Origin of the sequence: Microbacterium sp. R1, from assembly GCF_015159725.1 — a bacterium.
Taxonomy (GTDB): domain Bacteria; phylum Actinomycetota; class Actinomycetes; order Actinomycetales; family Microbacteriaceae; genus Microbacterium; species Microbacterium oxydans.
Map to the genome: position 1 here is coordinate 1,709,818 of NZ_JADDUD010000001.1, position 13,297 is coordinate 1,723,114.

General features: G+C 68.2%; 11 protein-coding genes and 1 tRNA gene. 9 read left to right on the plus strand and 3 right to left on the minus strand.

The genetic code is table 11. The features are described 5' to 3' along the window. The first annotated feature begins 53 nt into the window (after nucleotides 1–53). The 6 genes from ILP86_RS08415 to ILP86_RS08440 all read left to right on the plus strand — a co-directional run bounded on the left by ILP86_RS08415 (nucleotide 54) and on the right by ILP86_RS08440 (nucleotide 7,917). A complete protein-coding gene (locus ILP86_RS08415; protein WP_193761766.1) occupies nucleotides 54–614 on the plus strand; it encodes a hypothetical protein in 561 nt (186 codons plus the stop codon). 53 nt (nucleotides 615–667) lie between these two features. Beyond that, on the plus strand, nucleotides 668–2,173 hold the full coding sequence (gene gltX, locus ILP86_RS08420) for a glutamate--tRNA ligase (protein ID WP_113681889.1): 1,506 nt from the start codon (nucleotides 668–670) through the stop codon (nucleotides 2,171–2,173). 101 nt (nucleotides 2,174–2,274) lie between these two features. Continuing rightward, nucleotides 2,275–2,346 (plus strand) — tRNA-Gln (locus tag ILP86_RS08425). 96 nt (nucleotides 2,347–2,442) lie between these two features. Further along, nucleotides 2,443–3,906, plus strand: coding sequence for a DUF3375 domain-containing protein (locus ILP86_RS08430; protein ID WP_193761767.1), 1,464 nt, complete (start codon nucleotides 2,443–2,445; stop codon nucleotides 3,904–3,906). Then, a complete protein-coding gene (locus ILP86_RS08435) occupies nucleotides 3,899–4,561 on the plus strand; it encodes a DUF4194 domain-containing protein (protein WP_046748422.1) in 663 nt (220 codons plus the stop codon). Before ILP86_RS08430 ends, ILP86_RS08435 begins: the two co-directional genes overlap by 8 nt. Next, entirely contained in the window at nucleotides 4,558–7,917 is a 3,360-nt protein-coding gene (locus ILP86_RS08440) for an ATP-binding protein (RefSeq protein ID WP_193761768.1), read from the plus strand. The genes ILP86_RS08435 and ILP86_RS08440 overlap by 4 nt, the downstream gene beginning before the upstream one ends. A gap of 33 nt (nucleotides 7,918–7,950) precedes the next feature. Here the strand turns inward: ILP86_RS08440 and ILP86_RS08445 are convergent, their stop codons facing one another. After that, nucleotides 7,951–8,727, minus strand: coding sequence for a hypothetical protein (locus ILP86_RS08445; protein ID WP_193761769.1), 777 nt, complete (start codon nucleotides 8,725–8,727; stop codon nucleotides 7,951–7,953). Nucleotides 8,728–8,771: 44 nt separating this feature from the next. Here ILP86_RS08445 and ILP86_RS08450 point away from each other — a divergent pair, with 44 nt between their 5' ends. The 3 genes from ILP86_RS08450 to ILP86_RS08460 all read left to right on the plus strand — a co-directional run bounded on the left by ILP86_RS08450 (nucleotide 8,772) and on the right by ILP86_RS08460 (nucleotide 11,705). After that, on the plus strand, nucleotides 8,772–10,094 hold the full coding sequence (locus ILP86_RS08450; protein WP_308431898.1) for an MFS transporter: 1,323 nt from the start codon (nucleotides 8,772–8,774) through the stop codon (nucleotides 10,092–10,094). A 9-nt stretch (nucleotides 10,095–10,103) separates the two neighbouring features. Continuing rightward, complete coding sequence (locus tag ILP86_RS08455) at nucleotides 10,104–10,604, plus strand: hypothetical protein (protein ID WP_061017614.1); 501 nt, start codon at nucleotides 10,104–10,106, stop codon at nucleotides 10,602–10,604. Between the two features lie 87 nt (nucleotides 10,605–10,691). After that, nucleotides 10,692–11,705, plus strand: coding sequence for a DNA topoisomerase IB (locus tag ILP86_RS08460; RefSeq protein ID WP_061017615.1), 1,014 nt, complete (start codon nucleotides 10,692–10,694; stop codon nucleotides 11,703–11,705). Here ILP86_RS08460 and ILP86_RS08465 read toward each other — a convergent pair. Together ILP86_RS08465 and ILP86_RS08470 are read right to left on the minus strand one after the other, a co-directional pair. Next, nucleotides 11,671–12,678, minus strand: coding sequence for a hypothetical protein (locus ILP86_RS08465; RefSeq protein ID WP_308431899.1), 1,008 nt, complete (start codon nucleotides 12,676–12,678; stop codon nucleotides 11,671–11,673). The genes ILP86_RS08460 and ILP86_RS08465 overlap by 35 nt on opposite strands. A gap of 1 nt (nucleotide 12,679) precedes the next feature. Next, nucleotides 12,680–13,177 carry a hypothetical protein gene (locus tag ILP86_RS08470; RefSeq protein WP_058630576.1) on the minus strand — a complete coding sequence of 166 codons (498 nt, stop codon included), beginning with the start codon at nucleotides 13,175–13,177 and terminating at the stop codon, nucleotides 12,680–12,682. Between the last annotated feature and the right edge of the window lie 120 nt (nucleotides 13,178–13,297).

Below are 13,297 nucleotides of genomic sequence, written 5' to 3' on the forward strand. Positions count from 1 at the left end.
ATGTCGCCCTGGGTTCCGGCGGATGCGTTGCGCACTGCGCTACGGTCAGAGCCATGTCCTCTCTCGCCGGACGGATCGCCGCAGGTGCCGTGCTCGCCGCCACCGTCGGTGTTCTCGCCGGGTGCGCGCCGAGCATCGGGACCCTGATGAGGGACAGCCTCGCCGACTCCGTGGAAGATGCGCAGGACATGCTGTGGGAGTACCGCGACCAGATGATCGAGGATCCGGAAGCGACCGTCGCCGGATTCGACTTCATCGTTGATGCGCGAGGCGGGGCGGACACCGGCAGCCACCTCTACACCCTGCTGGCCGTCGAGGAGGCCGGGGACGGCGTGGCCCTGACGCTCGCGGTGGAAGCCGGGGCGGAGACCGGCGGAGGGCTCTGGTACCAGCAGTCGACCGCCGTCACGTGCGTCGACTTCGTCTTCCCTGAGGCTGCCGCCGAGATCCGGACGGAGGGCGCTGCCTGCGGTGACGCCGTTGATGCGGCCAGCTACGACGAGGTCGTCCCGTTCTCAGACCTTCAGGTGCGGGAGACGGTGACGGCGGCGGATCACCCGCCTCCGATCTGCCAGTGTCACAGCGGTGGCGAATGCGACTGCCCAGGAGGCTGAGCCCTCGCGCCCGCCGACGGGCGAACGCGCGGTCCCCGTAGAATCGAAGGGCTATGGCTACCCCTCACCCCCTCACCACGACCGTCAGTGGTGCCGACGTCCGCGTCCGCTTCTGCCCCTCGCCGACCGGTCTGCCGCATGTCGGCATGGTCCGCACGGCTCTCTACAACTGGGCGTACGCCCGTCACAACGGCGGGAAGATGGTGTTCCGCATCGAGGACACCGATGCCGCCCGTGACAGCGAGGAGAGCTTCCGCCAGCTGGTGGACGCGCTCACCTGGCTCAAGATCGATTGGGATGAGGGTGTCGAGGTCGGTGGACCCCACGCTCCGTACCGGCAGTCGGAGCGCCACGACATCTACCGCGAGGTGATCGACAAGCTCATCGCCACGGGAGCCCTCTACGAGAGCTACTCCACTGCCGACGAGATCGACGCGCGCAACGAGGCCGCCGGGCGCGCCAAGCAGCTCGGTTACGACAACTTCGACCGCGACCTCACCGACGAGCAGAAGGCGGCGTTCCGTGCGGAGGGTCGTCAGCCGGCGCTGCGCCTTCGGGTGCCGGACGAAGACGTCACGTATGTGGACCTCATCCGCGGCGAGGTGACCTTCCCCGCAGGATCGTTCCCCGACTTCGTGGTCGTGCGCCCGAACGGTGTGCCGCTGTACACGTTCGTGAATCCGGTCGACGACGCGCTCATGGGCATCACGCACGTGCTGCGTGGTGAAGACCTGATGCCGTCCACCGCCCGGCAGCTCTCGCTGTATGCGGCTCTCATCGATGCGGGTGTGACGACGTTCGTCCCGCGGTTCGCGCATATGCCGTTGGTGCTGGGGGAGACCGGCAACAAGAAGCTCTCCAAGCGCGACCCGCAGGCGGATCTGTTCCTGCACCGCGACCGCGGCTTCATCCCCGAGGGACTGCTGAACTACCTCGCCCTGCTCGGCTGGTCGATCGGACATGACCGCGACGTGTTCTCGCTCGACGAGTTCACCGCCGCGTTCGACATCGTCGACGTGAACCCGAACCCGGCGCGCTTCGACCAGAAGAAGGCCGAGTCGATCAACGGCGACCACATCCGGATGCTCGGCGAGAAGGACTTCGCCGAGCGGACGATCCCGTACCTCGCCGCAGCCGGACTCTTCGACGAGCCGACGCACGAACAGCTGGTGACGGCATTCCGCGTCGCGCCTCTCGTGCAGGAGCGGGTGCAGCTGCTCGGCGAGGTGCCCGGCATGGTGGGCTTCCTGTTCACCGATGAGGTCTCGTACGCGGAGGACGCCCTCAAGGGCCTTCCGGCAAATGCTGCCGAGGTGCTCGACGCGTGCGTCGTGGCTCTCGAGCCCCTCGACGACTTCACCCCGGAGAAGATCCAGGAGGCCCTCGCCGCGGAGCTCGTCGAGAGGCTCGAGCTCAAGCCGCGCATCGCCTACGGTCCGCCCCGTGTCGCCATCACCGGCCGCCGGGTCTCGCCGCCGCTGTTCGAATCGATGGAGCTGCTGGGCAAGGAGGAGTCGCTGCGTCGGCTCCGCTCGCTCTCGGTGTTCCTGGCCGGCTGAGTCGCGACGCGCCCGGGCGGCGGTCCTCGGTCCACCGGTTTTGGTGTTCCGCCGCCGCTCGGGTAGGCTTGACTCTCGGTGCGAGGCCCTGGTTTCGCCCTTGGGGTATGGTGTAATTGGCAACACGACGGTTTCTGGTTCCGTTATTCTTGGTTCGAGTCCAGGTACCCCAGCAAGATGAAAACCCCCGCTCAGGCGGGGGTTTCTTCGTTTCCGAGACCATCGCGTCGCGTCGAGGTACGACGAGGGCGCCGACTATTCTGGAAGGTGTGACAGGCACTCGAGTGGAAGCGGCATTCTCCCGCGCCGTCACCGCCTTCAGTGCTCCGACTCTCGACCTGCTGCACGGCCGTTTCGCCCCCTTCGTCGTGGCGTCGCTGTCTCTTCTGTTCACGGCGGACCGGGTCTCCATCCCGATCGCCGACGCCCAGGCCGAGCTCGCGGAGATCCTCGATGAACTCAGGGATGCGGGCGACGATGACGACGATCGCCGGGTCCCTTCGGGGACCGGCCGCGATGTCGCGAGGAACTGGGTCCGCCTGGGCTGGTTGGTGCAGCAGATCGACGAGGACGTCGAGGTGTATCGACTCTCCGCGCACGCTGTCGAGGCTCTGGAGATCGCGGGGCGCACGGGCGGCGGGCGCACGCGCGTATCCAACTCCCGAGTGCGCACGCTCCTCGAGGCCGTGGAGCATCTGGCCGACAGCGCCGAGGCAGACCCCGTTCGTCGACTCGCCCGCCTCCGGGAGGAGCGCGCCGCACTCGATGCCGAGATCGATCGGATCGAGGAGTCGGGCAGAGCCGATCCACTCGATGATGAAGAGCTCTTCGAGGAAGCGGAGAACGTGCTGCATCTGGCGCGCGAGCTTCCCGCCGACTTCACCCGGGTCGCCGAATCCCTCAAACTCATGCAGCGCGACGTCGTCGCCCATCTGCGCCGTGATGAGCGGCCGACGGGTGAGGTGCTGCGCGAGTACCTGCAGCGTGCGCAGGATGTCATGAACTCGACGCCGGAAGGACGCGCCTTCGCCGGCGCTCTCAAGCTGATCGGCGATCCGGAGCGCATCGATGCCCTCACCGACCAACTGCACGGTCTGCTCCGACAGCCGTTCGCCCGGATGCTCGACAGCACGCAGCGGGCCGAGCTCGACGCGATCGGACGCCGCGTGGAGCTCGGGGTCGAGGAGGTGCTGGCTGCGCAACGTCGAGCCTCGCACGTCATCACCGGCCAGGTGAAGACACACGATCCGCTGCGGGACCGTCAGATCGACGACCTGCTGCGTGACGTCATCGCCGCGCTGCACGTGTGGGACGGGACGGGGGCGAGTGACGCACCGGTGCGCAGTCTTCCGCTCGCCGACCTGGGGCACCTCAGGCAGACCGTGAGCAGCATCCGTCCACCCGCGGTCCCCGCCCCTCTGGCCGACGCCGGGGACGTCGAGTTCGCCGACGTCGACTCCCGCGCGTGGGGTGGTCCGAGGTATGCGGAGCTCGAGCAGTACGTCGCGGGGCTCGGACCCGAGTTCGATCTCGCCGCCGCATTCGCCGAGAGCGACGACGACACCCGGCGCCCTGTCGACCTCGTCGGACTGCTCGAGATCGCCCACCGCAACGGCATGACCGAGAGCGAGACGGTGTCGGTGGTCGAAGCTCTGCGCCCCGACGGCTCGACGCGACGCTTCGCGTTCGGTGCCGTCACGGCGCGCAACACGAAGGAAGACGCACATGCCTGAAGAGAGCCCCGCGCCGGAAGCAGCGGTCGATGACCCGTTCATCGCTCCCGTCCCCATGGAAGAAGACATCGAGGAGCATTTCGCCGGCGACCGCGGCACCCTCGATCCGGAGATCCGCCGTCTGCTCGCCCACATCCTTCAGCGGCGCTTCATCGCCGCGGAGCGCAACCGCAAGGAGTGGACGCTGCTGCTCGATCATCAGCACGTGATCGAGTCGCGTCTGAACGACCTGTACCTCCGACTTGTCGTCGACCACGGTCGCGGTTTCGCCTACAAGCAGCAGCTGCGCTCCGATGAGATCGACATGCCTGTGTTGCTGAAGGACTCCCCGTACACACGTGCGGAGACGCTCGTGCTCGTGCATCTGCGCACCGTCTACCAGCGGGAGTCCGCGGCCGGAGAGTCGTCGGTGCGCATCGACATCGAGGATCTCGAGCAGACCGTGCTGAGCTACTTCACCGATGTCGATGGCGGAACGGCACGGCAGCAGAAGGCGATCAGGAACGCGATGGACAGACTGGATCGCGAGGGGATCGTGCAGGAGGAGACCAGCGGGCGCTATCGGATCACGGCGCTCGTCGAGGTCGTCCTCAGCGCCGAGACCCTGAAGGAACTCCGCGACTGGCTGCGGTCGCAGGAAGCGGTGCAACGATGACGATGGTCGACACGCTCTTCGGGCTCATCCCCGCCGGCTCGCGGGGACAGCAGTGGATCGCGGACGAGCTGCAGCTGATCAACTGGGGTGGATACGACGGGGGCCCGCACCGGGTGCGCTTCTCGCCGAACGCCACGCTGCTGTGCGGCGGCTCCGGCTCCGGCAAGTCGACGCTGATGGACGCGTACATCGCGCTGATGATGCCTCACACGACGCCGTTCAACGGTGCGTCGAACGGCGGAGTGACCGGCCGACCGCGCGGCGAGGAGCAGCGGAACATCCTCTCGTACGGGCGAGGGAAGATCGACGAATCCCGCACGGAGGACGGCACCAAGCTGCGAGTCCTCCGCGGCGACGGCGAAGACACGTGGAGTGCCATCGCGACGACCTGGCTCGACCACGACGGGTCGCGGTTCACCGCTGTGCGGGCCTGGTACATCCCGGCGGATGCCCGCGTGCTGGAGGACACGACCCGGGTTCGGGCGACCGTGAACGGGGCGTTCGACCTGGCACAGCTGGAGAAGGCCGCGACGCAGCGGCTCTCCGATGCGTCGGTGCGGGCAGCGGGACTGGAGACGCTGGCGACGGACCGGGAGTTCTCTGCCCGGCTGCAGGCGGTGCTCGGGATCGGGGCGGCCGGGTCCGGGGCGAAGGCGATCAGCCTGCTGGCCAGGATCCAAGCGGGGCAGCAGATCACCACGGTCGACGATCTGTACAAGAAGCTCGTGCTGGAAGAGCCGGAGACGATGGCCACAGCGGATGCCGTCGTGGCGCACTTCGATGAGTTGGAGAGCACGCGCACCCGGATGCTGACGGCGAAGCAGCAGGTCAGCGCACTCGAACCCATCCGCGGAATCAAGGAGCGCATCGCGGCTTCAGCCGAACGGGTGCGGATCATCGACGAAGTCGGAGTCTTCACCGATCCGTCGTCCCTCGCCGCGCTCTGGAACGCTCAGCGCCGCCTGGATCTGCTGCGCGAGGTCGAGGTCGAGCTGGGGGACCGCTCCCGCGCCCTCAGCCTCGCCGTGCGGGAGAAGCGCGCCCTCGTCGACGCCGCCGATGCCGAGCGGGAGGGTCTGCTCGATGTCCTGCGGCAGTCCGGCGGTGACCGCCTCGAGACAGCGCAACGGGAGCTCCGCGTCGCCGAACGTCGCCTGGACGACGTGCGGCGGGAACGCGCGAAGTTCGACGCCATCGTGCGGGATCTCGGTGCGGAAGTGGAGAACGCCGCCCAGTTCGAGGCCCTCGTGGCCGACAGTCGGGGGTCATCGCCGAGATCGGGGATCCGGGACGCGCGCGCGGCCTTCGCCGACGCCGAGACCGCCCGCAGGACGACCGAGCTCGAGATCTCACGACTGCGTCAGGAGCGCGAGCGCACCGGTCTGGTGCGCGGCAGCATTCCCTCCCACCTCGACGAGTCCCGCGCCATGCTCGCGGAGGCGGCTGGTCTCGACCCTTCGGAGCTTCCCTTCGTGGGAGAGCTCATCGAGGTGCGGACGGAGTTCGAGCCGTGGCGCGAGGCCTTCAACCTCGCCCTCGGCGGCTTCGCCAGGACGCTCCTCGTCGACGCGGAGAAGCTGTCGTCCTTCCGGGCGGCGATCAACTCCACGCGCACCCCGGAGCGCCTGAACTACGAGGGCGTCCCCACCGGACTCCTCGAGGTGCGCAACGCCGATCCGCAGACCCTCCCCGGGAGGCTCGACTACCTGCCGACCCCCTTCACCGGGTGGCTCCAGCAGCGGCTGCAGGACCGGTTCGGATACGTGTGCGTCGACTCATCGTCCCAGTTGGACGCCCATCAGAAGGCGCTCACCATCAACGGCCAGGTGTCGCAGGGCAGCAGGGGAGCCCACGGCGGTCAGGGACGCGCCAACGTGCTCGGCTTCACCAACGACCGTCGGCTTCGCGAGATCGATGACCAGCTGCGGCTGCTGACCGTGCGTCACGACGGCTACGCATCGACGGCGCAGGACGCCGAAGCCGCCCTCGACCGCATCGAGGCACGATCGACCGCATTCGCGAAGATCGAGGACCTCACGTGGGAGCAGATCGATGTCGATGCGGTCGAGGCCGAACGGGAACGTTGGCTCGCCGTCGAAGCGGAGGTCACGACAGCCAGCCCCGAGATCGCGCAGCTCAAGCGTCAGGCGGAGGATCTGCGGTCCCGCGCGCGCACGCTCCGGGACGAGGAGGCGCGCCTCAGCAACGAACTCGCCCAGACCCAGGAGCACTGGGGACAGGTCACCGACGACGTCGACGCCTGTCAGAGAGTGATCGATTCCGCGGCAGCCACGGACCTCTCGCTCGGCGAGACACATGCGTCGTTCCTGGACGGCCGGTTCCTGCACGCCGAGAGCGGGGCGAGCGTAACCGCGTCGGAGCGGCTCACACACCTGGACACCGCGCTCAGGACCGCCGCTCAGCGCCTGCACGAGGACCGTCGTGAGGCCGCGGAGGCCCACGAGCAGCAGCGCGAGAGCATGCGGCGACTGATGACGGGGTTCCTCGAGCGCTGGGACAACCTCACGATCCTGCCGGACCCCGACGAGTCCGTCGGCGAGTTCGAGAGCATTCTGGAGGCGTTGCAGACCAACGGGCTCCACGAGCTGGAGACCGAGTGGCGTGACAGTCTGCTCAAGCTCTCGGGGAACGACCTGACGAGCCTCGACTCGACTCTCAGCCGGTCGCTCCGCGAGATCAAGGATCGCATCGACCCGATCAACCGCATCATGGAGGAGCTGCCGTTCTACGACGACGACCATCGTCTGCAGATCACCCCGCGCGAGAATCAGAGCGAGGCACGCAAGCGGTTCCGCCGCGAGCTCCGCGAGGTGCGGGGACTGATCGACGCTGCCGAGACCGACGCCGAGCGCGAGGCCGTGTACCGCAAGATGAGCCGTCTGATCGGACGGATGCGCCGTACGGCCCCCGACTTCGCCGAGCTCATCGACGTGCGCAACCACGTGCGCGTGAGTGCCGAGCGGGTCACAGCGACGACGCGGGAGCATGTCGCGCTCTACGACCACATCGGCGAGAAGTCCGGAGGGGAGTCGCAGGAGCTCGTCGCGTTCATCGTGGGAGCAGCGCTGCGTTACCAGCTCGGAGATGCGGGCGCTGCCCGGCCGCGCTACGCCCCCGTCTTCATGGACGAAGCGCTCATCAAGGCGGATGCCCACTTCACGAAGCGCGCGATCGGCGCATGGCGTGGACTCGGCTTCCAGCTCGTGATCGGCGCGCCGAACGACAAGTACAGTGCGATCGAGCCGCACGTCGACGTCGAGTACGACATCCTCAAGGACACCCGCGGGCGCTCCTGGGCGAAGGCGAAGGTGGGTCTGCCGGACGCGGCGATCTGAGCGCGGCGGTGCGGGGCAGGAGGGTCCGCCTGCCTACTCGCACTCGCCGAGGAAGCCGAGGTAGCACACGGCTTCGTGGGTGACAGCCGCCTCGTAGTCGTTGTTGGACACCTGCCGCGTCGCGATCTCCGGGGTGCGCGTGAGGTGCCCGAAGTCGCCGAGCGAGGCCACGACCGATCCCTCCGAGTCCTCGGCGCGCATACGGTCGATCTCGGCACGATGCTTTCCGCAGAGGGTAGCCGCGGCGGGGACCAGCTCGACCCCGGCGCAGGCTCCGGCGTACTGGGCCTCCATCGCGTTGATGCAGTCGGTCCAGTCCTGATCGACGGCGCACGGGCTCACACCGTCGTCGGCCACGAGGTAGAGGCCGGTCTCGTACTCCTCGCTGTGGAAGGTCTCGGGCTTCTCCGGCGAATCCACCTTCGTCCAGTGCCGGGCGGTGGTGAGGGCGACGACCACGACGATGAGGGCGATGAGCAGGAGTGCGCCGATCACCGACAGCGTCACCCAGAGCCCGACCCGGCTCTTCTTCTCCGGCCCGACGCCTGGCGTGACATGCGGTCCCGCGGCAGGCGGAGTGCCGCCATAGGCCGGGGGAGCGGCAGCGAAGGCGGCGGCGTGCACCAAGTCGTGGGTGCCGAGCGGCGCGGCCTGCGCTGTCACGGCCAGCCAGTACTCGTACCAGCTCAGGGTCGCCTGCGCGTCGGCCGCCACCTGCTGCGCCTCCGCATCCGTGAGGGGGAGGCCAAGGCCCGGCCGGGCACCGGGGTCCTGCAGCGAGGTGCGGAATTCGTCGAGAGACAGCGCCATGCTGGCGATGATGGCAGAAACCACGCTCGGCGGACAATCCGCTCGTGGATCGCGATGTCCCCGGCATCCGGAAGAATGTCGAGGTGATCGGTATGAGGAGCTTCTGGAATGCCCTGCCAACGGAGGGGCGCTGGCTGCTGTCGACGGTCGCGATCCAGACACTCGGACGCGGCATGACGCTCCCGTTCACGATCATCTACTTCCACGAGGTCCGTGGGTTCGACCTCGGGGTCTCCGGCGCTCTCATGAGCCTCATCGCGATCACCGGACTCGTGGTGACGGGCCCGGGAGGAACACTGATCGATCGGTTCGGTGCACGCCGGGTGCTGATCGTCGGGCTGCTGTCGATGATCGTGGGGTGCGCGCTTCTGGCATTCGCCACGCACCCTGTCGTCGCCGCGATCGCCGTCATGCTGATCGGCGTGAACTTCGGTGTGTCGTGGCCGGGCTTCAACGCGCTGATCGCGTCGGTGGTGGAGGGCGAGGTGCGCCAGCAGTACTTCGGCGTCAACTTCGCTCTCGTCAACCTCGGCATCGGGGCCGGCGGAGTGATCGGAGGCTTCTTCGTCGACGTCAGCGACCCCGCGACGTTCACCACGATCTTCCTCGTCGACGCCGCAAGCAGCCTCGTTCCCCTCGCCCTGCTCCTGGGCCCGCTCCGACGTGTGCGCACTCAGCATGAGGCCGAAGAAGACGCACCGCCTGCCGGTGGATATCGCGAGATCCTGCGTCGCCCCGCCGTGCTCTGGCTGACGCTGCTCACGTTCCTCTCGGTGTTCATCGGCTACGGGCAGATGGAGGCGGGCTTCCCTGCCTTCGCCCGACAGGTGTCGGAGGTCTCGACGCAGGTGGTCGGCATCTCGTTCGCCGTCAACACCGCGGTGATCGTGCTGCTGCAGTTCGCCGTCCTCAGACTCATCTCCGGCAAGCGTCGTACGCGGGTGATGCAGGTGATGGCACTCATCTGGGCGCTGTCATGGGTGCTCCTCGGGGCGACCGGATTCCTGCCTGGCACCCTCGCCTCGGCGATCGGCGTGATCGCCTACATGGGTGTCTTCGCCTTCGGCGAGACGATGCTCCAGCCGGCGGTTCCCGCGATCTACAACGATCTGGCTACCGATCGCACGCGCGGTCGGTACAACGCCATCAACTCGGCCGCGTTCCAGGGAGGGGCGATCCTCGGGCCGCTCGTCGCGGGTGTGATGCTCGGAGGAGGACTCGATGCCGGATTCATCGGCGTCATGATCGCGGGCAGTCTCGCCGTCGGAGTGCTGGCGATCGTCCTCGAGCGTGTCGTCTCCCCGACCGCCAACGGCGTCACCGGCATCCATCGAACGGACGAGGCGGACCGGCTCCCGACCCAATAGGCTCCGAGCATGGCTCTGGAGTCCCTCTTCCTCCGACTGGATCGGATCGCCGGTGGGCGGCAGGCCGGCATCGCCATCAGCGAGACCGACCGCACGCATCCCAAGACGGTGCGTGCGTTCACCTGGATCATCTGGCTCCTCATCGTCGAGCTCGTCATCGGCGTCGGGGCCGTCGTCGTCGCGCTGGTGCTCGCGGTCGACGGCGAGTCGGTCTCGTTCGCCGTCTGGATGCGCACGCTCGTGGTGCTCGCGATGACGGCGACGCTGTTCTACTTCGCCTGGCGTGCACAGCGTGGCTGGCGGTGGGCGTATCAGCGCCTTCGTCTGTTCGCGCAGATCTTCCCCGTCATCACGCTCGTCATGGCGGCGATCCCCGGGCTCTACCCGCTCTGGATGGTGTCGGAGCAGATCGTCTTCAGCCTGATCATGATCGGCATCGCCGACTTCCTCACCAGCGACCACATGCGCAGCGCCTTCGCGGCGCCGCGCGCGGAAGCCGGGAGCGAATAGCACGGGGGCAGGGTACGGCGCCACTCCCTTCCACGGATCCGTGCCACGGGGCATCCTCGAGCGCAGGCAGTCGAGGAAGGGCTCACGATGGCGAAACTCATCCGGGTTGTCCCGGGGCAGGATCCGGGGTTCCGGCGCGTGCGATCGGGATCGGGGTTCCGATACGTCGATCCGGCAGGGAACACGGCGCCCGAGGCCGATCGCGAGCGGATCAACGACCTCGTCATCCCACCCGCATGGCGGGATGTGTGGATCGCCGCGGACCCGCTCGCTCACATTCAGGCGGTGGGCGTGGACGGCGCCGACCGCAAGCAGTACCTGTACCACCCCCTGTGGCGGGTGAGCCGAGATCGCAAGAAGTTCGTGCGCGCCCTCGATCTGGCCGCCGCGCTGCCGCGCGCGAGAGCGCAGGTGACCCGGGCGTTGGCCCAGGAGGGGCAGACGAAGGAGCGCGCCCTCGCCATCGCCTTCCGCCTTCTCGACGACGCAGCCCTCCGTATCGGGTCGGAGCGTTACCTGGTGCGACACGGCAGCCGCGGTCTCACGACACTGCGACGACGAGATGTGCGTGTGGCGGGGAGTGATGTCGCATTGTCGTTCCCCGCCAAGAGCGGCCGCACGGCGTCGATCGAGATCACGGATGAATCCCTGGCCGATGCCCTGACCGACTTCGCCGCGGGCAAGTCGGGCGCTTTCCTGCTCGCGTACCGCCGAGGCCGGCGTCGCGTGCGTCTCACGCCCGCAGAGGTCAACGCCTATCTCCGGGAGGTCACGGGGGAGTCCTTCACGGCGAAGGACTTCCGCACGCTGCACGGCACGATCATCGCCGCGGACGCCCTCGCCCGGATCGGCGAGCTCGACAGCCGGAACCACCGGAGTCAGGCAGAGCGCCTTGCCGTGCAGGCGGCGGCGACGGCGCTCGGCAACACGACCGCGGTGGCACGAGCGAGCTACATCGATCCTCGGGTCTTCAGCCAATACGGACGCGGACGGACGCTCGACCTCTCCGTGACGCCTGAGACCGCCATCAGGAGACTCCTCGGTGGTCCGGAGATCTCGAGGAAGGTCACCCGGCGATCCGGAGCCAGACGACGGCGATGAGCATCGGCACGAGGGGCGTGGCCACGGCTGCGATCACGGGCCACCGCCGGGTACGCGTGTCGACGTGGCGTGCGCGACCGGCGAGCGTGTCGCCGTCACGCCGGTAGGTCCCCGGATCGAGAGGCGTCGCGGCCTCGTCGCGGTACAGCAGGGTTCGTCGCCCGACGCGATCGTGAAGCGCCGCGATCACGGTGAGGAAGCGCCGCAGTTCCTCCCCATCGGTCAGATCGACGGCGGGGAAGTAGACATGCAACGTGCTGTCCACGATCTCCAGGTCGAGGTCGGCGCTCTCGTCGACGAGGATCGCCATGAGGTCGGGGGTGAGCACATAGAGCGCGTCCGTCTCGTATCCCGGCGGCACTGATACGTCGAACACGTCGCTGAAGTCCCCCTCGAGCCGGATGCGGGTTCGGCCGGTCGGACGCCGAGGGAGCACGCTGAGCGCCCCGCCACCGCGCCGCGACCGGAGCATGATCCTCGGAGCCTCGGACGGCAGCGGGATGCGGACAGCGCGCACGGTGTGCATCGTCGCGCCCTCTCCATCGCCGACCACGAAGGTGCGTTCGACGCTGTCGAAGGGGACGGCGCTGTGTCGGGCGTCCAGGTGGTCCTGCGCGGTGCGGTCGCCGCGATCGACCTGCTCGTCGATGGAGCCGCCCCACGGGTGGTCGCCGATGTCAGCGCGATACCGCCAGCCCAAAGCCGCGGCGATCTCGGCGAGGGCGGTGCGCCGTCGACGATGCCGACTGATGGACATCGTCGACCACGCGACGAGTGCGGCGCCGAGCAGCATCGTCGCGACCTGGGCGTACACGAGCGTCGTCCCGGACAGCGCGAATCCGACCGGCAGGAGATAGAAGGCCAGGGCTCCGGCGATGACGAGCGTGGCGACCGACGACGCGACCAGTGTCAGGCTGCCCCATCCGCGAGCCGTCGCGAGTGGGGCGGCCCGACCGGCCGAGAAGGGTGCCACGTCAGGGCTTGTACACGATGGCGATGTTCAGCTGTCCGCCCTCGCGCGCCCAGGCGAGCCACCGGGGCTCGCCCGGACCGGTGAGCCGCTGGATCGGCACGACGTGGATGCCCTGATCGAGGCGGCTGAGCTCGCGGAACTCGGGCTTCTTGGAGATCCAGATGGTGCCGCCGCCGTCCCACGGCTCCAGGCAGGTGTACACGTATCCGTGTGCACGCAGATTGACGCGGTCGACGAGCGCCTCGGCCTGCTGCTTCAGCTCGTCGAGGACCTCGGTCGGGATGGCCCCTTCGAGCGTGAAGGCGGCGACGTCGTAGACGTTCCCCTCGCCGAAGTCCCTTGTGGCGAGCAGCGCCAGCTCGGTGACGCCCTTGTCGGCGGTGCGGGTCCACAGGGCATGCGAGTTCTTGGCGCGCTTGTTCATCAGGAACCCGCCGAAATTCAGCTTCTGGTACGAGAAGTCGTCGAGCTTGGCCGCGATCTCTGCACGTGTCGTCATGGGGATTCTCTCCTCTTCCGGGAGGTCGGGTGGCCTCTCCGTCGAGAGAGCCTAGGTGTGCGCTGGGCGGGCCCGTCGGAGTCCGAACGAGCCCGAACGCACGGCGCCGAACCCGCCGAC

Bases quoted from the DNA above. Each gene is read 5' to 3' on its own strand.
- ILP86_RS08415 (WP_193761766.1), top strand. From the start codon at position 54: ATGTCCTCTCTCGCCGGACGGATCGCCGCAGGTGCCGTGCTCGCCGCC.
- gltX (WP_113681889.1), top strand. From the start codon at position 668: ATGGCTACCCCTCACCCCCTCACCACGACCGTCAGTGGTGCCGACGTC.
- ILP86_RS08435 (WP_046748422.1), top strand. From the start codon at position 3,899: ATGCCTGAAGAGAGCCCCGCGCCGGAAGCAGCGGTCGATGACCCGTTC.
- ILP86_RS08440 (WP_193761768.1), top strand. From the start codon at position 4,558: ATGACGATGGTCGACACGCTCTTCGGGCTCATCCCCGCCGGCTCGCGG.
- ILP86_RS08445 (WP_193761769.1), bottom strand. From the start codon at position 8,727: ATGGCGCTGTCTCTCGACGAATTCCGCACCTCGCTGCAGGACCCCGGT.
- ILP86_RS08455 (WP_061017614.1), top strand. From the start codon at position 10,104: ATGGCTCTGGAGTCCCTCTTCCTCCGACTGGATCGGATCGCCGGTGGG.
- ILP86_RS08460 (WP_061017615.1), top strand. From the start codon at position 10,692: ATGGCGAAACTCATCCGGGTTGTCCCGGGGCAGGATCCGGGGTTCCGG.
- ILP86_RS08470 (WP_058630576.1), bottom strand. From the start codon at position 13,177: ATGACGACACGTGCAGAGATCGCGGCCAAGCTCGACGACTTCTCGTAC.